Origin of the sequence: Runella sp. (assembly GCF_965279615.1) — a bacterium.
Lineage (GTDB): Bacteria > Bacteroidota > Bacteroidia > Cytophagales > Spirosomataceae > Runella.
The window spans coordinates 2,240,702-2,264,381 of record NZ_OZ257252.1; the positions used below are offsets into that span (position 1 = coordinate 2,240,702).

At 44.8% G+C, this 23,680-nt stretch carries 14 protein-coding genes; 9 read left to right on the top strand and 5 right to left on the bottom strand.

Translation table 11 applies throughout. From position 1 onward, the window contains the following. Window positions 1-4 precede the first annotated feature (4 nt). Window positions 5-3,205, bottom strand: a complete 3,201-nt coding sequence (locus tag ACQY73_RS09805; protein ID WP_428664882.1) for a SusC/RagA family TonB-linked outer membrane protein — start codon at window positions 3,203-3,205, stop codon at window positions 5-7. Between the two features lie 255 nt (window positions 3,206-3,460). Here ACQY73_RS09805 and ACQY73_RS09810 point away from each other — a divergent pair, with 255 nt between their 5' ends. Beyond that, window positions 3,461-4,219 carry a DeoR/GlpR family DNA-binding transcription regulator gene (locus ACQY73_RS09810; protein WP_428664885.1) on the top strand — a complete coding sequence of 253 codons (759 nt, stop codon included), beginning with the start codon at window positions 3,461-3,463 and terminating at the stop codon, window positions 4,217-4,219. Between the two features lie 585 nt (window positions 4,220-4,804). Here ACQY73_RS09810 and ACQY73_RS09815 read toward each other — a convergent pair. Next, on the bottom strand, window positions 4,805-6,004 hold the full coding sequence (locus ACQY73_RS09815) for a hypothetical protein (protein ID WP_428664888.1): 1,200 nt from the start codon (window positions 6,002-6,004) through the stop codon (window positions 4,805-4,807). Between the two features lie 277 nt (window positions 6,005-6,281). On the opposite strand from ACQY73_RS09815, the gene ACQY73_RS09820 reads away from it, so the two are divergent. The 6 genes from ACQY73_RS09820 (at window position 6,282) to ACQY73_RS09845 (ending at window position 16,830) form a co-directional block, all read left to right on the top strand. After that, a complete protein-coding gene (locus ACQY73_RS09820; RefSeq protein WP_428664891.1) occupies window positions 6,282-7,691 on the top strand; it encodes a glycine-rich domain-containing protein in 1,410 nt (469 codons plus the stop codon). A gap of 130 nt (window positions 7,692-7,821) precedes the next feature. After that, on the top strand, window positions 7,822-9,045 hold the full coding sequence (locus ACQY73_RS09825) for a serine hydrolase domain-containing protein (RefSeq protein WP_428664894.1): 1,224 nt from the start codon (window positions 7,822-7,824) through the stop codon (window positions 9,043-9,045). A 427-nt stretch (window positions 9,046-9,472) separates the two neighbouring features. After that, window positions 9,473-11,668: a hypothetical protein gene (locus ACQY73_RS09830; RefSeq protein WP_428664896.1), complete on the top strand. Its 2,196-nt coding sequence runs from the start codon at window positions 9,473-9,475 to the stop codon at window positions 11,666-11,668. Between the two features lie 104 nt (window positions 11,669-11,772). After that, entirely contained in the window at window positions 11,773-14,013 is a 2,241-nt protein-coding gene (locus tag ACQY73_RS09835) for a hypothetical protein (RefSeq protein ID WP_428664899.1), read from the top strand. 102 nt (window positions 14,014-14,115) lie between these two features. Beyond that, complete coding sequence (locus ACQY73_RS09840; RefSeq protein ID WP_428664902.1) at window positions 14,116-15,549, top strand: DUF3748 domain-containing protein; 1,434 nt, start codon at window positions 14,116-14,118, stop codon at window positions 15,547-15,549. Window positions 15,550-15,636: 87 nt separating this feature from the next. Continuing rightward, window positions 15,637-16,830, top strand: a complete 1,194-nt coding sequence (locus ACQY73_RS09845; protein ID WP_428664905.1) for an alpha/beta hydrolase family protein — start codon at window positions 15,637-15,639, stop codon at window positions 16,828-16,830. A gap of 103 nt (window positions 16,831-16,933) precedes the next feature. Here the strand turns inward: ACQY73_RS09845 and ACQY73_RS09850 are convergent, their stop codons facing one another. Continuing rightward, window positions 16,934-18,205, bottom strand: coding sequence for a DUF349 domain-containing protein (locus ACQY73_RS09850; RefSeq protein ID WP_428664908.1), 1,272 nt, complete (start codon window positions 18,203-18,205; stop codon window positions 16,934-16,936). Window positions 18,206-18,359: 154 nt separating this feature from the next. Between ACQY73_RS09850 and ettA the strand changes: the two genes are divergently transcribed. After that, the gene (gene ettA / locus ACQY73_RS09855) at window positions 18,360-20,030 is read left to right on the top strand and encodes an energy-dependent translational throttle protein EttA (RefSeq protein ID WP_428664911.1); all 1,671 of its coding nucleotides are present in this window, start codon (window positions 18,360-18,362) and stop codon (window positions 20,028-20,030) included. A 56-nt stretch (window positions 20,031-20,086) separates the two neighbouring features. Here the strand turns inward: ettA and ACQY73_RS09860 are convergent, their stop codons facing one another. Continuing rightward, window positions 20,087-21,016 carry a M23 family metallopeptidase gene (locus tag ACQY73_RS09860; RefSeq protein WP_428664914.1) on the bottom strand — a complete coding sequence of 310 codons (930 nt, stop codon included), beginning with the start codon at window positions 21,014-21,016 and terminating at the stop codon, window positions 20,087-20,089. Window positions 21,017-21,059: 43 nt separating this feature from the next. Beyond that, the gene (locus ACQY73_RS09865; RefSeq protein WP_428664917.1) at window positions 21,060-22,076 is read right to left on the bottom strand and encodes an NAD-dependent epimerase/dehydratase family protein; all 1,017 of its coding nucleotides are present in this window, start codon (window positions 22,074-22,076) and stop codon (window positions 21,060-21,062) included. Between the two features lie 273 nt (window positions 22,077-22,349). Here ACQY73_RS09865 and ACQY73_RS09870 point away from each other — a divergent pair, with 273 nt between their 5' ends. Beyond that, entirely contained in the window at window positions 22,350-23,624 is a 1,275-nt protein-coding gene (locus ACQY73_RS09870) for a DUF937 domain-containing protein (protein ID WP_428664919.1), read from the top strand. Window positions 23,625-23,680 lie beyond the last annotated feature (56 nt).

The window sequence follows — 23,680 nt, forward strand, 5'->3', positions numbered from 1 at the left end:
TAGGTTAAAATTTCAGGTTCAGGTTAATCCCATACGAACGTGTACGAGGCAATCCAATCGACTCAATGCCTTGAGCGGCACCGTTGGTCAAACCCTGTTCCGGGTCAAAATTGTCCGTCTTTTTGTACAGAATCAAAAGGTTACGTCCCACCAACGACACACTTGATGATTTTACACCCAGTGACTTCAACAGACCCGTAGGTAAATTATATGAAATGATGATCTGACGTAGCTTCACAAAACTTGCATCGTGGACAAACAACTCCGTGTACCGGTTCAGGTTGTTGTAATACGCACTTCTCAAATTGGCCACCGGCACCGTGTACGAATAAGCATCGCCTTTGGAATTAACCCCTGTCAATGCCAACCCATTTTCACGGCCCGGCAAGGTTGACTTCAGTAGTCCCAAACGCGTAGCATAAACTTCCATTACGGAGAAAATACTGCCGCCAAATTTGCCGTCTACCAAAGCGTCAAACGTGAAGTTCTTGTACTTAAAGGTATTGGTCAGACCCATTGTATAAGGATGCACGCCATTGCCCAGGTACTGGTTATTGTCGGTTTGTAACGGGAGGTTAGCATTGGTATCATAAATAATGTTTCCCGCCGCATTTTTCTGCATACGGTACCCATAAATTCCGCCGAAAGGCATCCCTACCTGGTTGTTGATGAACGCATTACCATTGGCAGAGTTTCCGATAGAAAAGGTCGAAATTCCATCTGCCAATTTCAAAACTTCACTTTTGTTATAGGCAAAATTGAAACTTGTATTCCAACTGAAATCCGTCGATTTGACCGGCATTCCTTCAATCAACAATTCAATTCCTTTGTTGCTCAACTCACCCGAGTTTAAGATCGCACTCGTATAACCCGATGCTCCCGAAATAGGAACGCTTACAATATCATTAGTTGATTTTTTGTCGTAAAGCGCCGCATCAATATTCAGACGTCTGCCAAATAAGCTTGTCGTAAAACCAAGCTCAATGGTGGTTGAGGTAAACGGTTTCAATTCTGCATTGGTAATCGAAGCGGAACTTACATTTTGGAGCGGCACCGAACTCGCACTCGGTATGCTGCTGTAAGCGAGGTTAATGGCGTAAGGGTCAGGGCCTCCTCCGCCCACTTGCGCCCACGAACCACGCAATTTGAGGAAATCAACGGCGTCCGGCATTTTCACCACATCCGAAAGCATGAAGCTTGTTCCGACACTTGGGTAGAAGATCGTGTTGTTTTTAGGGCTCAACGTCGAAAACCAATCCTGACGACCTGAGAGGGTAAGGAACAGGAAATTTTTGTAGTCCAAATCTGCCGACCCAAACACTGAGTTTGTCTTGACCGTGCTTGCCACAGGAGTAGCCGTCGACGTAGCCAAGTTTGAATAGCTGTAGAAATACGGAATCGTATAGCCTTGGCCATAGAAATCAAATTGGTTGTTTTTAAATTGACGCGTATTTGCTCCTGCCAACGCTGACAATCCCAACGACTGTCCAAATCGGGTATTGTAAGCCGCCGTGATCATGCTGTTGGTTTCCGAAACATCCGATTTAATGCCATCGTATTGACCCTGAGGAATATACTGTCCGCCCGTTGGCATGATACTCGTAAAATTGTAATTGTAAAAATCGCGCGTAGTGATCGCCTTCAACGTCAAATTTTTCAAGATGTCGTACGAAATGGACGTTTGACCAATGAAGCGGTCTTTGGTATCGGTTTCTTTAAATTTATTGATGAAGAAATAACCGTTTGTTACAATGCCTGCATCATTCCAGAAGATTTCGTTGCCGCTTGCATCGTGGCCCGGCGCCAACCAACGCACATCAACCGTATTGGCTACTTCGTAGGCCATCCAGTTGGGGTTGCCCAAGGCATCTCCCGCAATCGGGCGGTTATTTCCCTGCTCACGGTTGTACTGAACTACGGCTTCGGCTCTGAGGCGGTCGCTTAGTTTCGCCGAAACAGTTAAGTTCGCCGACTTGCGATTATAGGTATTAGACGGTAACACACTTTTTGCGTTCAGATCGGCCAACGAAAGGCGATACGTTACCGCATCATTTCCGCCCGACAACGCAATCGAATTCGTGAAGGTTGTTCCCGTTTGGTAGAAATTTTTCAAGTTATTTTTTTGGGCAACGTAAGGGTGCGTTTTGCCATCCGCCGCTACATAATCAGTAGAGCCGTCAATTTTCGACCCAAACGAACGCCTTCCGGTAGCTTGCGCCTGTGCGAGGGTGGTAGGTTTTACGCCACCGTCTCCCTGTCCGTATTCATACTGAAAATCAGGGAATACCGACACATTTTCCATTGTAAAAGTGCCATTGTACTCCACTCCGATTCCTTTTTGTGTTTTCCCTTTTTTGGTCGTGATCAAAATAACGCCATTTGCCCCGCGAGAACCGTACAATGCTGCCGCAGCACCGCCTTTCAGCACGGTCATCGACTCAATATCATCAGGATTGATCGCGGCGATACCGTCACCACGGTCGGTTCCTGCTTTTGTTCCGAGGCCGTTGGCCAATGAACTGCCGCCCGGTACGCTGTTGTCAATCGGCATCCCGTTGATAACGTACAAAGGTTGGCTATTGCCTGTCAACGAACCATTTCCACGAATTACGACGCGGCTTGAACCACCCGGCCCGGTCGAAAGTCCCGTTGCGTTTACCCCTGCAATTTTCCCCGTAAGCGCATTCGCTACGTTGTTTTCGCGGGCTTGGGTAAAGCCGGTGCCTGCTATTTCGGTGACGGAATAGGAAAGTGCTTTCTTGTCCTTTTTAATACCGAGCGCCGTCACTACCACTTCGGCCAATTCCTGCGCACCTTCTTTCAATTGCACATTCACGGAAGTTTGGGCCGGGCTGACCGATAACTCAGATGGTTCGAATCCGATAAAACTTACCACAAGGGTAACATTCGCAGCCGCAAGATCGTCGGGAAGAGAAAGTTTAAAATTGCCTTGCGCGTCGGTACTTGTCCCGATGCGTTGGTTTCCTTTGACAACCACTGAAGCTCCAACGATAGGGCTTGCATCCTTTGCAGACACTACGCTTCCTGTTAACTCACGAGACAGTACAGATTTTGCAGGATTTTCAGCTACAGCAGTTCCTTTCTCATACGCTCTTGCATACGAAAAAGGACTTAAAGTCAAGCATCCAACCATTGAAAGCCATAGGAGACGTTGATTTTTTTTAAGAAGTCGATTTTTTTTCATATAGAGTTAGACAGTTAGATATGCACCATACGTTGCAACAAATGCGTCAATAATTTGCAACTATTGCGCAATATTAAGCGATTATTTTGCAAAAACTGCAAATTTCGCAATAAAATATTACAACATTTTTGCAAAACAAGTGTTTATACTTACGGATTCTGCTGTTTTTGCAATATTATAAACAACAGGTGGCAGTCATGCGCATTTTTTCATACCTTTGCAGAGTACAGTCATATATTAATATTCTACAAGAAAATGTCAGTCAGTTTGCTTAAGAAGGAGCGAAAAGGGTTGATTTTGCAGGAAATCAATGTCCACACCCGCATCTCGTTGAATGAATTGGTAGAAAAACTCAATGTATCGGAAGATACCGTTCGAAGGGATTTGAATGAACTTTCAGAAGACGGAGAAATCATCAAGATTCGTGGTGGAGCCATGTCGAAAGCCTATCATCACAATTCAAATCTTGATGAAACGTATGCTCATTCTCAAAAAGAGACCATTGGCAGAAAATTGCTGAGTTTATTGCGGGAAGGAATGCTGATCCTCATAGGTGGCGGCACTACCATTCGCGAATTTGTCAAACTCATTCCCGACGATTTCTCGGCCACTTTTATGACCATAAACCCGCTCACCGCCGTAGAATTATTGGATAAACCCAATGTCGAGATCATTCTTATCGGAGGGCAATTATCGCGCTACAGTCAAATGTCTGTGGGGGGCGAAGTGCATCAGCGCCTTTCGGAAATGAAGGCAGATTTATGCATTATTGGTACGAATGCCATTGATGCCCAAATCGGATTGACCGATTCGGATTGGGAAACGGTACAGGTGAAAAAAGCAATGATGAAAGCCTCCGAAAAAGTGGCAGTTCTTGCCATTTCGGAGAAGTTGAATTCGGTAATGAAGATGAAAGTAGCTGACTTGAATGAGATCGACTACCTCATTACTGAGCTTCCCGCCAATGCGACGGTATTGGCTCCCTATCAGAACAGTAAACTGCGCGTATTGTAGCGTTTGCCGAAGTTGGTGGAAAACATCAGCATCTTCGTTCAACTTACCCCTGATTTGCGGGTGATAAAACCATAGCCGTTTGGCCAAGAAGCCGCTTCGGAGAAGCCATACCTTTGTAGCGATTTATCATCACCCATTTACAAGGCTTCGGAGAAGCCCAACACCTAATATTAATTTGTGGCTGGACTTCTCCGAAGCCGAAATATGTCAAAATCAAATCATCTACAAAGGTTAAACCTCTCCGAGGTTCTTAAAGGCATAATATCCGGTTATCGACCCTAATCCATGGTCTGTGTCTCCACTGACCTTATATATCTTCGTGGGGTTGTGGGCAGTGTCTCACAGCACTTTCTGTAAAATTTTAATTTTTAATATACCCGGTCTGTGGTGACACAGACCACGGATTAGAAGCCCAACCACAAATTAATGTTGGGCTTCTCCGAAGCCGAAATGTATCAAAATCAAATCATCTCTACTACAAAGGTCAAACCTCTCCGAGGTTCTTAAAGGCATAATATCCGGTTATCGACCCTAATTAAGGCTATCGAGTCCAGCCCTCACGAACTACTTTGAAGAATATAAAAGCTATTTTTTCCCCTTTGGTTTCTGAAATAAATAACTTTCGTCTTTCGGAAGAAAACGCTCAAGCCAAGGCACCTCAGAAGCGGTAAGGCTTTGAGCACCTGCTTTGAGGGAGTCGAACGAAGTGCCGCGTTGGCGAATCAAAATTTCGCGCCCGGCCAAAGGTTCCCCTAAATGACTGTCGCTGAAATTATAGGTAGTGCAGATACAGCTTAATGTATCGGCGTGCATCCAGTCGGCGTTTTCGCCCCAAATCCCGCAATTGAAATGCCTGTATCCTACGGGATTTTTGTAGCCGCTACCGTTTTGATAAACGTTGACAAAAAAATGAAGTTGGGGCGAAGTGCCGCCAATAAATTCCGTCCAGCCGTCAAACTCAATAGCTTTCCAGTAGCGTTTCAGCGCCAAATAGCCGTGGTCATCGACCGAAATTTGCCAAGCTATTCGATTGAAGGTATAACCGTCCTCTTTGCCGCGCGCTTCGTAGGAGCGGTTGTAGCTGTACCAACTTCCTACAACACCCTTGGCTAACGTAGTGGTATCGGCCACTGAGCGGATCACTTTTCCCTCGCTCTTTTCTTTGTTAAAAAACCATCCCCACCCCACAACCGCAAGAAACCCGACACAAGCAACGACCGCCACCGCTTTCCAACGTTTTTCGGTTTGACGAAGGCCTTCATGTGTCTTGATAAGTTGTTGAAAATCTGCATTGAGAGCTACCGATTGGTTTTCCCATTGGGAAGAATCCGACGAAGCTTTGCTTACACCGCTACGAACCGACGCAGCATCAAAACCGTGGGCATGACGATAGTCGTCGAGGGTAACAAATCCAAGTGTACGAACAAGCGCCAGCATAAAATGGTCAGTGGTTCCGATGTACGTTTTGGAAGATTTGAGAAGGTCATCGTGTCGGTCACGAAAGGTGCTGCCCCCAAATTTGTAGGTCTCCGGTCCAATGCCTTTTTCGTGAAGTTCAAGGCTTTTTCGGTGAGTGGCATGACCGACAAACGTGGGCAACTGCCGTTTTAGTTGCTTTTCAAAATTACTGTTTTTAGACCAGCTTGCATTGCCTAATACTTGGTTCATTGAGTGCGGGGGCGTTCGAAAATCAGTGTATGGAAGACCCAATTCTTCCCGGAAATACACTTCGAGTACTTGATTCCAAAGTTTTTCAAACAGCGGTCGGGCAACTTCAATATTCATGGTAAAAACGGTAGATTGGAACCTGTCACCTGGTAATTTTCGAAACGCAATTTAACTTTTTTAAGCGATTACCTCCATTTTATTAATTCTTGGTAAAAGAAGGCTGCCTCTACCCCCTTTTGCTTTTTTAATATTGATAATCAACACATTAACTATATGTAATCTTACTGTAACCAACGCTTACACAGCGAGCGATCAGTAGTTACCCTTGACTTTGGCCGGCAAAAGTCCTCAATTTTAGGTCAATTAAATCAGACAATACAAACCTTGATCTTTTATGATGAATCCTAAACTTTCAAACCCGTCGCTCTGGCAAAAAATAAGCGACTTTCAATTAGACGATTCGTCTGAAGCTGCGGTGCAGTTTTCGGACAAATTGATCAAAGAAACAAAGTGGGCGCCCGATTTTGCGAAGCGGGCTATTGCCGAATATAAGAAATTTTTATATCTCTGCCTAACCCTACCACAGGGCGCGTCACCCTCAGAGGTGGTGGATGAAGTTTGGCATTTGCATTTGACATACACAGTGAGCTACTGGCAAAAACTGTGCGGCGATGTACTGCAACGACAACTGCACCACTATCCCAATAAAGGAGGAACGTCCGAAAATCAACGCCACCTGGAATGGTACGCCGATACGCTGACAGCCTACGTAAAAGAGTTTCAGGAATTGCCACCGGCGGATTGCTGGTCATTGCCCAAAGGACTTGATTTAACACAATATCTAGCGCCAACGTCCCCGTTTCGAGCACCTATATTGCAGGTAACACCTATTTGGGAAGGAAAGGGGTATTGGCCGGTAGGAGCAGCGCTGACAGGCGTAATGTCACTGTTTCTGTTTACGTTATCAGGGCCTCACTTTTTGCCGGCGTATTTTCTTCTGATGGCTTGGGCTTGGTGGGGAACGTATCACAAAATCCGTTTTAAGAAACAGGTCTTGCAGGAAGCAATGCGTCAGTTACACCCCTATCATTTTGCCGCTTTATTTAAGGATACGGAAACGGTATTCCGAACCCTCGTGGCGGATTTTGCCGAAAGGGGGTGGATTCGCTATCACTCTGAGGATAAGTTTGCCTACGATAATCAAATTCAGCAACCGATGATGTACTCGCTGCAAGCTCAGGACGAAGAAGTAATGCCCGCCGAGCGCCTGCGAGGATTGTTATATCCTTATGCTAAAGCCATCACCCAAGCAACAACTTTCGTTAAGAATAAACTTTCGCAAGACCGGGGAGTAACTATGTTTCAGTGGTGGGTAATGCTGATTGGAACAGCGAGGTTATGCCAGGGGATTCTCAACGGAAAACCGGTGATTTTTCTGCTGTTGCTCATGATCGTTTATGTCATTGTTTGGGTGATAATGTTAACAACATCTTTGATAGACCGCAATATGAGCGCTTCGTACCAGGCAACCGATTGGGGAACGCAAATTACGACAGGAGCTTTAGCGTTTATGTTGTTCAACGCTTCGTATAGTTTAGGAAATGACCAAACGCTTCAACGAGTGTTTCACAAAACTTCTGCCTCCGGCGACGGAGCAGGATGGCTGGGAGGAGCTATCTACGCCAGTTCTTCCGATAAAAGCGGCGGAGGAGGTGCGGGATGCAGCAGTGGCGGCGACGGAGGAAGCGGTGGATGTGGAGGGGGCTGCGGCGGTTGCGGTGGGGGTTGTGGCGGCGGCAGTTAAATGAATGACGAATGTTCAATGATAAATGACCTGTCGGGAGGTTCTTTTTCCATCAAAGAATTTGTAGGTTTACGCATTGAAGTGCTTTGTTCCGTTTTGCATATTGATCGTTGTCTTAACTCATTTATAGATGAAACTCGCTTACTTTTTGCTGCTTTTTGTTACGCCCTTTTTATTTGCCCAAAAGAAATCGGCACAAACCTTAGAGAATGAAATCAATCCGATCATCGAAAAATACATCTCCGAAAAAAAGATCCCGGGAGCAGTGCTTGCTGTCAAAAAGGGAGATAAAGTAATTCTCCAAAGAGCATATGGCTACGCCAAATTGAAAGAATTTGACGGTTCGATGGCTGAACACCCTGAATTAATGACCGTAAACCATTTGTTCGATATTGCATCGTTGACCAAGGTAATCGGAACAACCACTGCCATCATGAAACTCCACGACCAAGGGCGACTGAACGTGGAAGACCCGGCTTCCAAGTACATAAAAGGGTTTGATGAGGGCGACAAAAAGAAAATCACTATCCGGCATTTACTGACCCATACGTCGGGGCTGTACGAGTGGTATCCATTGTATTATTTCTCCAACAAACGAGCGAGCACGTTCTCATTTATCAAGCAGCTTCCGCTGAAATATCCGGTAGGCGAAGGCCGTCATTATTCGGACTTAGGCTTTACGCTCTTGGGAGAAATCATTGAAAATGTTTCGGGTCAGCCATTGAACATCTACCTGAAAACTGAAATTTTTGCCCCGCTCAAAATGACCCAAACCGGTTATAACCCCGATAAAAATTCCAATCGCTTCGCGGCCACCTCCCCGGGAAATCCGTACGAAAAACGCATGGTGGAAGACTCTACATTGGGATTTACGGTGAAGGGGTTAGACCCCCAAAGTTGGAAGGGTTGGCGGCAATATCTACTGCAGGGCGAAGTAAACGATGGCAATGCATGGTATGCCAATGAAGGAATTTCGGGAGCAGCCGGGCTTTTCTCGACCGTAAACGACCTTCAAAAATTGGTGGATATGCTGAAAAACAAAGGCCAAATAAAAGGTAAGTCGTTTATTTCAGCGAAAACCATTGCCTTATTTCTGACACCCGACAGCTTCAAAAACGGCCTCGGTTGGATGATGGACCCTCAAAATGCGTTTATGCGCAATGCGCCTGCGGGCACCTTTGGTCATACGGGTTTTACGGGCACGAGCATAACAGTAGTACCTGAGCAAAAACTCTCGGTGATTCTTCTCATCAATCGTCAAAATATGGGTTTACAGCCCTCAAGAGACTATTTCAACCCCAATCCCATCCGAGAAGCAGTGATTAAGGCGGTTTTAAAATGGGATAATGAGTAAAACTATTGCATTTGCCTGCAATGAAGCAAAAGCTTTCGGGTTTTATAAAATAGATATTGCTCTAGCAAAAAGTCGGGTTGTGAGCAACCCTCTGCACGTAGAGTGTTCCCCTGTGCAGAGGGTTGCTCACAACCCGACTTTTTGCTCAGAGAATGGCCTGCTATTTCAAATACTCTGAAGTTTATTCTCAAGCACTTAACACGTTGAAAATGCTGAGTTTCCGAAAAACGGGAGCAACTCAACTTTTATAACTTTCTCGTTGTATCTTTTCTCTTGAAGCAGGCATGGTAAGTGTCCGTACCGGACAGCTCAACCTCCCTTTTTTCTTCCTCACAAATAGCCTTAACGCCAAGATACGGCGTATTATAAACGTCAATGCGATTCACTAAATCCATTGTGTTCCATTCAACACCAATACCCACAATTTATGAAGTTTACATTTCTTACTTTGGGCGTTCTGCTCAGTTCATCCCTGATCTTTGCTCAAAAACCCAAACAACCTGTCTACAAAGACATTCCCTACGTACAGGATTATAGTATAAAATACTATTTCAACGAAAATATTGAGCCGCACAAAGCCTATACTGATCTTAACGGCGCGATCAAAGTAAGCACTAAATCAGGCTTATATCAGCCCTATGCCGGGCAATTTTTATATCCCGGTACGTTGGCAAAAGACGTTTCTTACCGTCCCATTGCCGATAAGAAAATTGCCAATTTGGGCTTGTATCAACAGCAGTTTGTGATGGTTGACGATAAAGCTGTGTTGAGCAACGCATGGGCGGGTAAGCTCTTTACAAAACATTCCATGCCTGATGCTTATCTGTTGGCGGGAGGAAAAGACTTTGGCTTTTTGATCTCCAACGGAACACAATTGGAATACTTACCCAAAGAAGGAACCGCTTGGAAGGAAAACAGTAGCGGTAAAATTCTGGACTTGAAGTATGATGCAGGCAGTAGCGTATTCTACGTTTTGACCGAAAACTCCGTTTATTCTCTTTCGGAAAAAGATAAAAACCTTCAAAAAGTCTATTCCGCCAGCGACCTGACATGCTTTGAGTTGTATTCCGGAAAGATCATTGTAGGCACTAAAAACGGTTACCTTGAACTAGACAAAACGGGCAAAGTTGTCACGCCGATTCAGCAAAAGCTGCCGTGGCCCGAACTCACCTGTATTTCTCTCATTGACAACCGGTTATGGTTTGGTTCTACTTCCGGGGCATTCATGCGAAAATCCGATGGCAAATTTAATTACTATGCATCTGAACGCTGGATTCCTTCTGACAAGGTTGTACACATTTCTAAAGGTGACGAAGAATCGGTATTGATTTTGACCGAAAAAGGCTTAAGCAAGATCGTCTTTACCAAAATGACATTACATGAAAAAGCGCAGTATTACGACAAACAGGTACGCACTCGCCATATTCGTAACGGATTCAATGGAACCTTGGCCCGCTTGAAAAACGGTAATTTGTCCACAGGAACATTGCAGGATTCGGACAATGACGGCCTTTGGACTTCAATGTATCTGGGCGGTGAAATATTCCGTTATGCCGTCACCAAAGACCCAAAAGCTCTGCAAAACTGCCGTGAATCGTTGGAAGCGATGGAACGACTTTATTCTATCAATGGCGTGCCGGGATTCCCGTCGCGGTCGTTTGAAAGAACGGGTTATAAATTTCAGGACAAACCCTGGCGCCGCGCCTCCGACCCCGAATGGGATTGGAAGTCAACCACCAGCAGCGATGAAGTGATCGGACACATTTTCGCCTTTGGTGCGATGGCCGAATTGATCGAAGACAAAGACCTGAAATCGCGCTCTATCGCGCTTATTGATACCCTCATGAGTCACATCATCAGCCATGATATGTACCTTGTGGATTGGGATGGCAAGCCTACTTTGTGGGGCAAATGGCACCCGGATTACGTTAATTCTTTTCCGACCAACGTAGGCGACCGCAAGCTCAATTCGTCCAATATCACAGCCATGCTGCAAACGGCCTATCATTTTACCAAAAAAGAGAAATACAAAACCAAGGCGTTTGAGTTGATGAAAAAGCATGGGTACTATGAAAACCTGATGCGCCCCATGAAGATCATCGGCGAAGCCCCTGCCGAAGCCAGCGATTGGAGCAAGCACCTTTCGGGCAGTTGGAATCACTCCGACGACGAAATGTACTACATGGGCTATTGGGGATTGTACCGCTATGCATTTAACGATACCCTTAAAGCCAATTATAAAAAGGCAATCGTAGACCACTGGCAGTTTGAACGCCCTGAGAAAGACGGGCTTTGGAACATTCTTACGGCCATCACCGGCATTCAGGATTTTGATCTGGAAGAAGCTGTGTGGTATTTGCAGGAATACCCAATGGACATGATCGAATGGCCTATCAAAAACAGCCACCGCAAAGACATTGAAATGTTGCCGCCCAATTTTATTGGACAAACGACCAAAGAAGTGCTACCGCCCGACGAAATGGGCCTTGCGCGTCACAACAACAGCCGATTTATACTGGACAGAAAAGAGCGAAATGCCGAAATGAGTGCGGGCGACATTTGGCTGCTGCCGTATTGGGCAGGTCGGTATTTGGGCGTTATCAGCGCTCCTGTAATGAAGTAGTTTCAATCTAATAGAACGCTGATTAGTATGATTGTCAAGATTTATTATGAGCATAATTTTACCATAAAAATCATATAAAATCAGCGTTCCATTCTCTCTAACTTATGAAATTTAAGAATTGTATTTTATTACTTTTCAGTGTATTGTTGGGGAACAACGTTTTCTCTCAAACGACAGCTTACATTGACAAGCCTTATTTGCAGGATTTCAGCGTAAAGCATTATCTGCAAGATAGTTCCATGCAATTGCGCAAGGTCTTTACGGATAAGAACGGCAAGGTACGTATTCTGTCATCGGCTTGGATATTACAGCCTCATGGCGGCCAATTTCAGTATCCGGGGGCATTACTTCCCGACCGTTCTTACGTCCCGATGATCGGTAAGAAAATCAAGGACATGGTCATTCATGAAAGACAGTTTGTATACCTGGACGATAAAGCCGTATTCAGCAACGCATGGGCGGGAAATTTGTACTCAAAGCATGATATGCCAAACGCCCGACTTTTTTGCGCCGGCCCTAATTTCACCTTTTTGGTATCCGACGGAAAAAAGCTGAAAATCATTCAGGACTCTAAAATCTTAGATGAAAAAGCCCTATCAGGCAAAGAAGTGTCAGCGATTCGTTTTGATGCGCTGCATAATCGTTTTTTGATTTTAAGCAGTCAATCGATTGATACGTATTCATTAACAACCAAGGAATTGCAACCTGTTTTTCAGGGAAACGATCTCACTTGTTTTGAGATAGCCAACAACAAAATTTACGTTGGAACAAAAAACGGGTATTTTGTACTTCAAGCCGATTCATTCAAATCCTTAGGCAATATTCAGCGCAAACTGCCCTGTACTGACTTGACTACTATTGCCATTGTGCACGATCAGGTATGGTTTGGCTCGCCTTTGGGTGCTTTCATGCTCCGTTCTGACGGTGGATATAATTATTATTACGGCGAACGCTGGATTCCGAGCAATCGGGTAATTCACATCTCAGCAGGAGAAGGGCAAAATGTGAACATATTGACAACCAGAGGTTTGGGCGAAATCCATTTTCAAAAAATGACGCTTTATGACAAAGCCTTAACCTACGAAAAACAGGTACGCCAACGCCACATTCGCTACGGTTTCAATTCTGATATTTCTACTTTAAAACACGGTGACCTTTCTACGTTTGAAATGGGTCAACGCGACAGCGATAATCTCTGGACGTCGATGTATTTGGTCAGTCAATTGTTTCGCTATAAAGTTACAGGTGACAAAGAAGCGCTCGACAATTGCCTCGAATCTTTTGAAGCCATGCAACGCCAGTTTGCCATCACGGGCATGAAAGGCTATTTTGCGCGGGGATTTGAGCGACGCGGTTATCATAAATTCAGCCCCAAACAATGGGACGGCGGCATGACCAACGGTTGGGTAAAATCCTCCAACGAAGAGTGGGATTGGCGCGGCACCACAAGCAGTGACCAAACGGTGGGGCAGATGTTTGCCTTGACACTTTTAGCCCAAAACATGGACGGCGAAGTAAAACAAAAAGCCGTGACATTGATTGATCAATTGATGACCAACATCATCGAAAATGACTGGTATTTGATTGATTTCGACGGAAAACCTACGCTTTGGGGTAAATGGAATCCCGAATATGTGAATTCATTTTCGAAAACTGTAGGTGACCGCAAATTAAATTCTTCCAACATTATTGGCTTTTTACAAACTGCCTATCATTTTACGAAGAAAGAAATTTACAAACAGAAAGCCTACGAACTGATGTACAAACACGGGTACTTGGAAAACCTGTTGCGTTCGTTGAAAGAAATCGGCCGAGTCACCGAAGCTGATGGAAAACTGGCCGCCGAACTATCGGAAGACTGGAATCACTCCGACGATGAAATGTACTTTCTGGGGTATTGGTGTCTATACCCTTATGCTTTTACACCCGAATTGAAAAAGCAATATGGTGCAGCCATAAAAGAACACTGGAACTTTGAACGTCCTGAAAAGAACGGTTTGTGGAACCTCTGCTACGCCATGACAGGTGCCAAAGAATTTGACAAAGCCGAGACCATTTGGTATTTGAAAGAATTTCCGTTGGACATGATCGAATGGCAGGTCATGAACAGTCACCGCAAAGATATTGAACCCGTCCCGGCTAATTTTCGCGGACAAACCATTACGCAGGTTCTCCCTCCTGATGAGCGCCCTGAACTGAAACATAATCGTAATCTCTTCAAACTTGATCGACCCTCCAACGGGCAGGCCGAATTAAGTGCAGGAGATTCGTTTTTGCTGCCTTATTGGATGGGACGTTATTTGAAAGTAATCAGTGCGCCGCAGTCGCTCGCGTCCCGCGAGTGACGACTATCAGTAGGCCTCCGGCCTAAGGTAACGAAGGCTGGAAGCATCAAAATAATCGTCACTCGCGAGACGCGAGCGACTGCCGTTTTAATCTAAACCTCAATGAATATTCAAATATTTTTCCAAAATCAGCAGCCTTTCCAAGACCTTTTAAACCTTGGGAAAGTCTCCGCTTTATTTATCTCTCTTGTGATGTATTCCTGCGACAACTCCACTTATTTAGCCGAAAAGCAACTTACAAATGATCTAAGTTACAACCACGACTTAGACAACAATGACAATTTCTCGCCTGACAACCAATGGCTCGTCTACGACACCCGCACCGAAGAAGGCGGTATTGCGGCGTCGGCCAAAATTGAAAAAGTAAACGTCGAAACGGGCGAAAAGAAAGTCTTGTACGCGCTGCCAAACAATGCGGAATGGGGTCCGGGTGCAGGTGCTGTAAGTTATTCGCCTGTCGATAATGCCGTGGTGTTTATTCACGGATTAATGAGCGTAACCAAAGACAATCCCTATCAACAATGGCGGCGAACGGGCGTTATTATCAACGATTCAGCGCCTAATGTACCCATATTTATGGATGCTCGTGACATCACACCACCTTACACCAAAGGTGCTTTACGCGGCGGCACGCACCGCCACGAATGGAGCGGCGACGGACAGTGGATCGGTTACACCTACAACGACGCGGTTTTGAAGGCATTGGAAGACAAAACAGGCGAAAAACATAATTTACGCACCATCGGTGTTTCCAAAAGAAACAATCCTGTTGCCTTGGAAAAAGACGCACAGGGCGACAACGTTTCAGGCGAATGGTTCAGTGCTTTGGTGGTTCGGGTAACGCCTAACCCGAAAGCCGGTTCGGATGAGATCAGCCATGCAGCGGGCGACAGTTGGGTAGGCACAAAAGGATACTTGAAATCCGACGGGACGCCTCAAATCGCACGGGCGTTTATCGGAAAAGTAAAAGACAAAGACGGCAAGGGCGTAGATGAAGTGTTCATTGTAGACATTCCAAACGACATTACTATCCCCGGTGATTTCGGCCCGTTGGAAGGAACTGATACTACTTTCCCAATGCCGCCCAAAGGAACGGTTCAACGACGACTGACCTTCACAGCAAATACGCCGCACGCAGGTTGTACAGGCATTGTACGGTCATCACCGGATGGCAGCCTGCTTGCTTTTTTGGCAAAAGATGAAAAAGGTATTCAGCAAATTTTCACCATTTCTCCCAACGGTGGTGTGCCTACGCAACTCACTTTTCATGACAAAGATGTGGCAGGAAGTGTCCGTTGGCATCCTAATGGTAAGCAGTTGTGTTATGTCTGGAATGGCAGTATTGTTTTGTGCAAAATGGGCAATGACGCATTTGAGAAGCGATTTCAGGTGCTGACAGCACCAACGAATCTTTCTCCCTCCAATCTTGTGTGGTCGCATGATGGCGTTACGCTCGCTTTCAATCGGCTGCTTTCAAACGGAGAAGCAGAAAAATCAAAGCAAATATTCATTATTAAGCCACAAATTGCCGAATAATCACGGTCAATCAGGATTCTAAGAGCAACTTTAAGGTATCTTTCTTCGTTTAGGTACAGAACCTAACAACGTTTTAGCACAACGCGTATGAAATCTATCACAAAACACTTTTACGCTCTTTTCCTTGTTTTAGCAGTAGTTGTAAGTGGTTGTAACAAAAACCCCACTGAGCCAATTCCCGAAGATCAATACCTTGTCAGCAGTACGCTTGTCGGTGAATTTACAAAGGAGCAATTGGTACAGCGTGTTGCCTCGGCAGATCCTACTTTCGCGGCCATTGCCCCATTTCTTCAAAATGGAATTAAGGTGTATAAGTTGGTCTATAAGACTAAAAACACCGACGGCAAAGAAATTCAGGCGTCAGGCGCTTTTATTTTCCCCATCAAAACAGGCCCGCTGGCGATGATCAGTGTGCAACACGGCACGATTCGTAACGATGCAGAAGCACCTTCTTATTTTGCCACCAACAGTGAAGCCAATACCGCAGGTTCTTTGCTTGCCGCCTTGGGATATATTATCGCCTATCCTGATTATATCGGTTTCGGAGCTTCCAACACAGTTCCACATCCTTACGAACACCGTGAAAGTTTGGCCACCGCTTCATTGGATATGATACGCGCTTCCAGGGAGTTCATTCGTCAACAAAGCATTACGTGGGATGAACGTCTTTACATTGCGGGATATTCTGCCGGCGGTTACGCGACCATGTCTTTGCAAAAGAAAATTGAAGAAGAAACCGGCAGTGAATTTAACCTGAAAGCGTCAAGTTGCGGTGCCGGTGCATATGATAAAACGGCCTTCATGAAGTACCTCATTGGCTCCAAAACAGGAGGTGCGGTAAGTTCTAACCAACTTTATTTGTGGGTTACTTTAACCTATGACCGCCTCTATAATCTTAATCGCCCAATGACCCAATACTTCAAAGAGCCGTGGGCAGGTTTGATCCAAACAAGCAAAGAAAATACGAATATTAACGTAAGTTTTAATACGATATTTACGGATGCTTTTGCAAAAGGAATTGCGGATGGCACAGATACGGGATTTCTGAACGCGGTCAAAGACAACGATGTGTATGATTGGAAACCAAAAACACCGACCCGGCTTTACCACGGCGATGCAGACCAATTGGTATTTTATTTCAATTCCGTTAACGCCTACAATGCAATGAAAGCGCGCGGTGCAACGAACGTAACCCTCATTACCCTCAAAGGCAAAGATCACGGCACAGGAATACAGGATTTCCTTTTAGGGACGTATGAGTTCTTCTCCTCGATACAGTAGAGGAGGTTGCGTAAAGTAACCAGAGTGTAAATAATAAAGGGTTAAAAGTTTCGGAATTCGTTTCCTGACTTTTAACCCTTTATTATTTAACTTCTCAGCGTTCTTATTTATTCATTTTGGCCTTAAATTCTTCCAGAATCTTCTCCTTCATGGTGATCTTACGGCGTTGAATATTGATTTTCCCCATCATTTGGCGCTCAGTTTCCGGATCGGGAGGCATATTTTGTGCGCTGGCAATGGTTACGTCCAAATCTGCTTTTTCGCGTTTGATAAGCCACTCCATTTCACGCGTCTTGATATTAAGCTGATCTTCCTCCGAGCGAATTTCGAACGCAGGATATTTGCGCGAGATAACCCGGGCAAGATAGCTTAATTCAAAGATCTTATCGCAGGCTGAGCGGAAACGTTCAGCAACCATTTTATCACCAACACGGGGTGGAAGACGAATCTCCTTCCATTGATTAAGCAATACTTTTGCCCGTTCGGAAGCCTGAATAATATCGTTTGAGCGCGCCAGTTGTTCCGCTTCGCGGCACATTTCGCGTTGCTTGGTCACCAACGGGTTTTCGTAGGTTTGTACTACGATGCCTTTGACACGGTTGTACTTGTCAATGATACGTTGATTGGAACGTTTGAACTGCTTGTAGAACTTCGCCGAACGTTTCACGGGGATCTCCCCTATCTCTTTCCATTCTGCGCGAATCTGACGCAACTGCCGACTGGCTTCTTCGACATCATACATCCGTACCAGCATATCTGATTTTGCGATCAGCTCCGTATATCTTTCGATCCGGTCTGCAATCGTTCTGTTCAAGTCCGAGAAGAAATCACGGCGTTGCTGAAAGAACGTATCCAACAATGTTTGGAAGGCTCCTTCGGTTTCTTCCTGATATTCTTTGTCTACAGGACCGGTACGTATCCATTTGGATTTGATCTCCTGAAGCTGATCGGTTGCTCCCTGCCAATCATCTCCTACGACCGTTACGGCGCGGGTTTCTTCCAACAGCGCACGTTTGATCTCAAGGTTTTTTTCCTGATTGACCTTGATCAGATCTTCCAATACCGTTTCGAGTTTCTCTAATCGCTCCAACAGTGGAATAAAATCGCCCAGCCCATCAAAGCTGAGTAGTTTTTTGCGCAGCTGAACCAGTTTAGTAAGGTAAGAGCCTTTGTTTTGGGCTTCTTCAACGTCTTTTTCAAGCTGTTCTACTTTTCCGGAAGCAATTTTGAAGCGGTTTTTGAAATAATCAATGGCTTCCTGTTCAGTTCGTTTTACTTCGCCGATTTGGCGATCCGGGTTACCTAAATACCCTTTTAAGAATACCTTGCCGTCTGAGACATAGCCGTATTCGTCCATTAAGGTGGCGTTTTCCATTGCAATCTTACTTTTTTATCTGCTTTAAAGGTTTTGGTGGGTGTAAAGTTAAACGTTCGGGCTTAAATGTAAAGAGAAAAATCCCAATTACCTGTCCCGTTTAACAATTAACTCCTATTTTTAACGATATTTGCCTCCACAAAATAAGCAAAAAATGAGTAACGAAACTATTATTTTCTCAATGTCGAGGGTAAGTAAAGTAATTCCTCCCAATCGACAAATCATTAAAAACATTTACTTATCCTTTTTCTATGGTGCCAAGATAGGTGTTTTAGGCCTAAATGGTTCCGGAAAATCTACTCTTTTACGTATTATAGCAGGTATAGACAAAAACTATACCGGAGATGTGGTTTTCTCGCCGGGCTATACCGTAGGAATGCTTGAACAGGAGCCCCAATTCGATCCTAACAAAACCGTACTCGAAGTAGTACAGGAAGGAACGCAGGAAGTGGTGGATTTATTGAAAGAATTTGACCAAATTAATGAAGCATTCGGTGATCCTGATGCTGATTTTGATAAACTATTGGAGCGTCAGGGTGAAGTACAGGAAAAGTTGGATACCCTCGACGCGTGGGATCTGGACAACAAGTTGGAGCGTGCCATGGATGCACTGCGTTGTCCGCCACCGGATGCGCTCATTGCCAATCTTTCCGGCGGAGAAAAACGCCGCGTAGCGCTCTGTCGATTATTGCTTAAAAAGCCCGATGTACTCCTTCTTGATGAACCTACCAACCACTTGGATGCCGAGTCAGTTTTGTGGTTGGAAGAACACCTTCGACAGTATGAAGGCACGGTCATTGCCGTTACCCACGACCGGTATTTCCTTGATAATGTGGCAGGTTGGATCCTTGAACTCGACCGTGGCGAAGGAATTCCGTGGAAAGGTAATTACTCTTCATGGTTGGAACAAAAACAAAATCGCTTAGCCAAAGAAGAAAAACAGGAATCGAAACGCCAGAAAAGCCTCCAACGTGAGTTGGAGTGGGTACGTTTGGCTCCCAAAGCCCGTCAGGCAAAATCAAAAGCCCGTTTGAGCGCCTACGAAAAACTGCTGGACGAAGACGGCAAACAAAAAGAAGAACGCTTGGAGTTATACATTCCTTCCGGGCCGAGATTGGGCAACAAAGTGATCGAAATGGAAGGGGTTTCGAAAGCGTACGGCGACAAATTGTTGTTCGAAAACCTAACATTTTCACTACCTCCTGCGGGAATTGTGGGGATCATCGGGCCAAACGGTGCGGGTAAATCAACGCTTTTCAAACTCATTACCGGACAGGAAAAACCGGACAGCGGCACTATTACCATCGGCGAGACGGTACAGATTGCCTATGCTGATCAAGAGCATAATCAGTTGGATGCCGGCAAAACGGTATTTCAACAAATCTCCGAAGGAAATGAATGGATCATTCTGGGAGGGAAACAGTCCAATGCCCGGGCCTATGTGAGCCGTTTTAATTTTTCGGGAAGTGATCAGGAGAAGAAAATCGGCAACCTATCGGGAGGCGAACGCAACCGCGTTCACTTGGCCATGATGCTCAAAGAAGGCGGCAACGTATTATTGCTTGATGAACCTACCAACGACTTAGACATCAACACCTTACGTGCGCTTGAAGAAGGGCTTGAGAATTTTGCGGGCTGTGCGGTAATCATCTCCCACGACCGTTGGTTCTTAGACCGACTTTGCACGCACATCTTAGCTTTTGAAGGTGATTCGCAAGTATATTGGTTTGAAGGCAACTTCTCGGATTACGAAGAAAATCGCCGCAAACGCCTTGGTACAGAAGCCACACCAACGCGGATCAAATACAGGAAATTGATGGCATAAAAATTCAGCGGTAAACTTTCCGAAAGGCCGGGCTCTGGCCCGGTCTTTCGGAAAGTTTACTGTTTCGCCTCTTTCCACTTTTTCAGTTCTCGCTTCGTCATCTCTTGCGTAACAATACTTTCAGGAAAATCAGACGTATAAAAAGCTCCCTGTTGAAGCACCACTCCTGCGGGAGTAGTAGTGGAATAAAAAGTAGGTATTACATACGTGAATGAGTGGCCTGTATCTATAAAAGCCTTTGCTCTATCCAAATAGTAAACAGTAAATTGGACAAGCATGTTTCCTTCAAAAGTATCATCAGCAACTACGCCAATAGGTTCTCCTGCTTCTACCTGTTGACCTTCTTTTACCAGAATCGTGCCTTTTTTGAAGCGATTGTATTTCCCAAAAGTACCGTCTTGGTGAAAAATCTCAACAAAATTGGTATTGCTTGAAAACCATACCCCTTCGGCGTGGGTATCAAATTCATTTTTTATTTCACTCACAATCCCGCGACGGGCGGCAAATACGGTATCTCCTTTTTTCATCTGAAAAGACATACCATAAAAGTCTGTAACTTTCTTTCCGGCAATGAGTTCCAGAATATTTTGTGTCTGATTGGCTCGGTGCGCCTGTATTTTTGAAAATGGGAACAGGTAGATGTAAGGCTTAGGGGGTTTGTTGAGCAAACGTCCTTTTTGGTATTTATAACTAAATCGAAATGAAATTCCCTGGTTATCCTGCGAAGGTTTAAGCGTAAACAGACTGCCCTTTCCTGTTGAAACAGAACCTACATACGGCAACGAACAGGTACAGGTTCCTCCCTGTAAATTCGAGAAATTCAGTTTTACTGCATAGTCAATGTAAGTGTTGTTCTGATATTGAAAGGTATACTCTTTTTTGTCAGCATTGTTGGTATAGGTTATTTCAACCGGATTAATCTGACTGAAGGCGTGTTCAATAGGCCACAAGCTTAATAAGCACAGAATCCAAAGCATCTGTTTCATAAAATCAAGAATATTTCAGGTTTAGGTGTTGTGTTACAATTTCTTATTTCTTCAAAGCATTACAGACCCGTTTCACTGTTTCATTCAATGTTTTATACTCAAAATCAATTGCCTTTTTTATTTTCTGCCCGTCATATACCAATTTGGTACGGGCCGTTTTTGCCGTTTCTTTGGTGATCAACGGTTTACTTCCCGTAAGCCACGAACGTACAGCTTCAAACCGCCATATCGTTTCAGCCATGAACGAAGATACAGCTTTTACAGGAGGTTGTTTTCCGAAAGCGTCGGCTATTTTTGTAAATAATTCCCGGTAGGTCACGTGCCCGGCACTCAGAATGTAGCGTTCATTTTTAATAGCGGAAAAAAGCAATTTAACCATTGCTTCTGCTACATCTTCCACATCAACATAATTAACAAGTCCTTCGGTATAGTATTTTTTTTCGTCATATACATATTTAAACAACTGCGTGCTGCTGCGCTGCCAATCTCCTTCTCCCAACACCATACTCGGATTGACCACTACCGCCGAAAGTCCTTCGGCTACTCCGCGCCATACTTCCAACTCTGCCAAATACTTGCTTTTTCCATAGTGGGAATTCAAAGAAGATTCTTCCCATTTTTGCTCTTCGTCAATGACGATCAATTCATTCTCTGCTGACTTATTGGGATTGGGTCTACCGAGAGCCGCCACGGAGCTTACAAACGCAAGCTTTTTGATTCCTGCCGTCAAAGCCGCATTAACTACATTAGCTGTTCCTCTGACATTTATCTCATACATCTGCGTGCGATCGCGGGGAATGAACGATACCACAGCAGCAGTGTGAACAACGTAACTCACTCCTTCCAAGGCTTTTTCGAGCGTAATTACATCCAATATATCTCCTTCTATCCACTCAATTTGCGAATAAATATCCTGTAATAAACGCACATCGCTCTCAGCGCGCCGCAATCCTCGTACGGGGTATCCTTCCTTTAACAATCTTCGAACTACCACACTGCCAATAAGGCCATTTGTCCCGGTAACAAAAACAATCGGAAGAGAATCAGTTGAGCGCTTCAAGTGTCAAACAGTTTGGTTATTTTTTATAGCGCAAAGGTAAAGAATCTACGTGCACATCAGCCTATCTTTCTTTGGATTGGCATATCGTTTAGTAATAATACTCAAAAACTGTCGGGTCGAGTCTGTTAGACTATCTACTATTTTAAGTAACTTTCCGCCCATTTTCAGAAAGAGAACAAAAGAGAGGTAGTAAAACGAGGCGGCATTGTTACCGATTTCACCACGTTTTTTCGTTCCAACCTTATACTCTAACCAATTAACTGATTTTTTAAAATGAACTTTTTTGCATCGTTGAAAGAGGCTTTGACTGAGGGGGTGATAGGTCAAATTGCAGCACAGAAACATGAAAAACCCGAGAAAATACAAAAGATATTTGACGCATTGGGCGTCTCCCTTGTGGGCGGATTGATCAAGCGAGTCACGACCGAGTCAGGCATGAAACTGGTTTTTAATCAGGCTAAAAAAATCGAATTTGAACCGGAGCACATAGGAAATATCTTAAAAAACGAAGTCGAGTTTGACAAGCTGAAAGCCGTCGGTGAAAAAGACCTGAATACAGTACTGCCCGGCCTTAAAAGCGCCATCAGCAGTATGGTTGCTAAATATGCCGGCACTCAAAATTCGTTGGTGTCTTCGTTATGCGGTGTAGCGATGCCCATCGTGATGTCGGTCCTTAAACGAAAAATCAATGAGAAGAAATTAGATGCTGAGTCACTGGCCGCTTATTTGGGTGACCAACGGGAAGGGATGCTTACCATTCTTCCTGACCTTAACGACAAACTGATCGAAACAATGGGTATTCAATACCTGTTGCAAAACTTTGCCGTTCCGCGTACTGAAGAGTCAGGCATAGTATCAAGAGCGGCGGGCACCGAAAAGGGAAGTGCTTCGCAGCCTTTTGTCGTAGGCGTAGATATGCAGCAGCAAGCTGATTATCAACCTTACCTTAAATGGATAGGCATCGGCGCATTGGTAGTGGGAGCCATCGCAGCAGGTGTTTACTTCTGGAATCAGCGGCAAATGGCCGCAGACATAAGTGATGACGAGACCGACTCTACTATGGTAGAAGCGCGTACCATCCAAGAACCGCCTGTCGTAAAAGATTCTTTGGCAAAAGATACCATAACTATTACTCCAACTACCCCCGCCGCAACAGCCGCTCCGCTTACCGCCGACCCAATGGCTGCATATCTCGAAAATACTGCTGCACCGATTGGAAAAGTATTTAAGTTTGAGAAAGTGGACTATGAAGATAATACCGCTCAATTGAAAGCCGATGCCAATGCTCCCGTAGCTGTGCTGGCTGATCTACTCAAAAAATACCCCAACGCACAGATAAAATTGGTAGGTTATGCCAATGATGCAAAAGCTCCCTTAACCAACAAGGTGCTTTCAGTGAAGCGTGTTTTTGCCATAAAAGACGCATTGATCAAATCAGGCATCAGCTATATTCGGATCGATGCTGAAGGGCGCGGCAGCGGTGTAACTCCAACCGGTACCAATCAAAAACCATTGAGAGAGATCTATGTACGTTTTGTAAAAAAATAAATTGACTTTTTTATCAAAAAAAGGAGAAGCGAAATCACGCTTCTTCTTTTTACATT

What these genes read in the sequence shown, in the direction of transcription:
- ACQY73_RS09805 (WP_428664882.1), bottom strand. Translation starts at nt 3,205, where the DNA reads ATGAAAAAAAATCGACTTCTTAAAAAAAATCAACGTCTCCTATGGCTT.
- ACQY73_RS09835 (WP_428664899.1), top strand. Translation starts at nt 11,773, where the DNA reads ATGAAATTTAAGAATTGTATTTTATTACTTTTCAGTGTATTGTTGGGG.
- ACQY73_RS09815 (WP_428664888.1), bottom strand. Translation starts at nt 6,004, where the DNA reads ATGAATATTGAAGTTGCCCGACCGCTGTTTGAAAAACTTTGGAATCAA.
- ACQY73_RS09820 (WP_428664891.1), top strand. Translation starts at nt 6,282, where the DNA reads ATGATGAATCCTAAACTTTCAAACCCGTCGCTCTGGCAAAAAATAAGC.
- ACQY73_RS09810 (WP_428664885.1), top strand. Translation starts at nt 3,461, where the DNA reads ATGTCAGTCAGTTTGCTTAAGAAGGAGCGAAAAGGGTTGATTTTGCAG.
- ACQY73_RS09860 (WP_428664914.1), bottom strand. Translation starts at nt 21,016, where the DNA reads ATGAAACAGATGCTTTGGATTCTGTGCTTATTAAGCTTGTGGCCTATT.
- ACQY73_RS09870 (WP_428664919.1), top strand. Translation starts at nt 22,350, where the DNA reads ATGAACTTTTTTGCATCGTTGAAAGAGGCTTTGACTGAGGGGGTGATA.
- ettA (WP_428664911.1), top strand. Translation starts at nt 18,360, where the DNA reads ATGAGTAACGAAACTATTATTTTCTCAATGTCGAGGGTAAGTAAAGTA.
- ACQY73_RS09830 (WP_428664896.1), top strand. Translation starts at nt 9,473, where the DNA reads ATGAAGTTTACATTTCTTACTTTGGGCGTTCTGCTCAGTTCATCCCTG.
- ACQY73_RS09845 (WP_428664905.1), top strand. Translation starts at nt 15,637, where the DNA reads ATGAAATCTATCACAAAACACTTTTACGCTCTTTTCCTTGTTTTAGCA.
- ACQY73_RS09825 (WP_428664894.1), top strand. Translation starts at nt 7,822, where the DNA reads ATGAAACTCGCTTACTTTTTGCTGCTTTTTGTTACGCCCTTTTTATTT.
- ACQY73_RS09850 (WP_428664908.1), bottom strand. Translation starts at nt 18,205, where the DNA reads ATGGAAAACGCCACCTTAATGGACGAATACGGCTATGTCTCAGACGGC.
- ACQY73_RS09840 (WP_428664902.1), top strand. Translation starts at nt 14,116, where the DNA reads ATGAATATTCAAATATTTTTCCAAAATCAGCAGCCTTTCCAAGACCTT.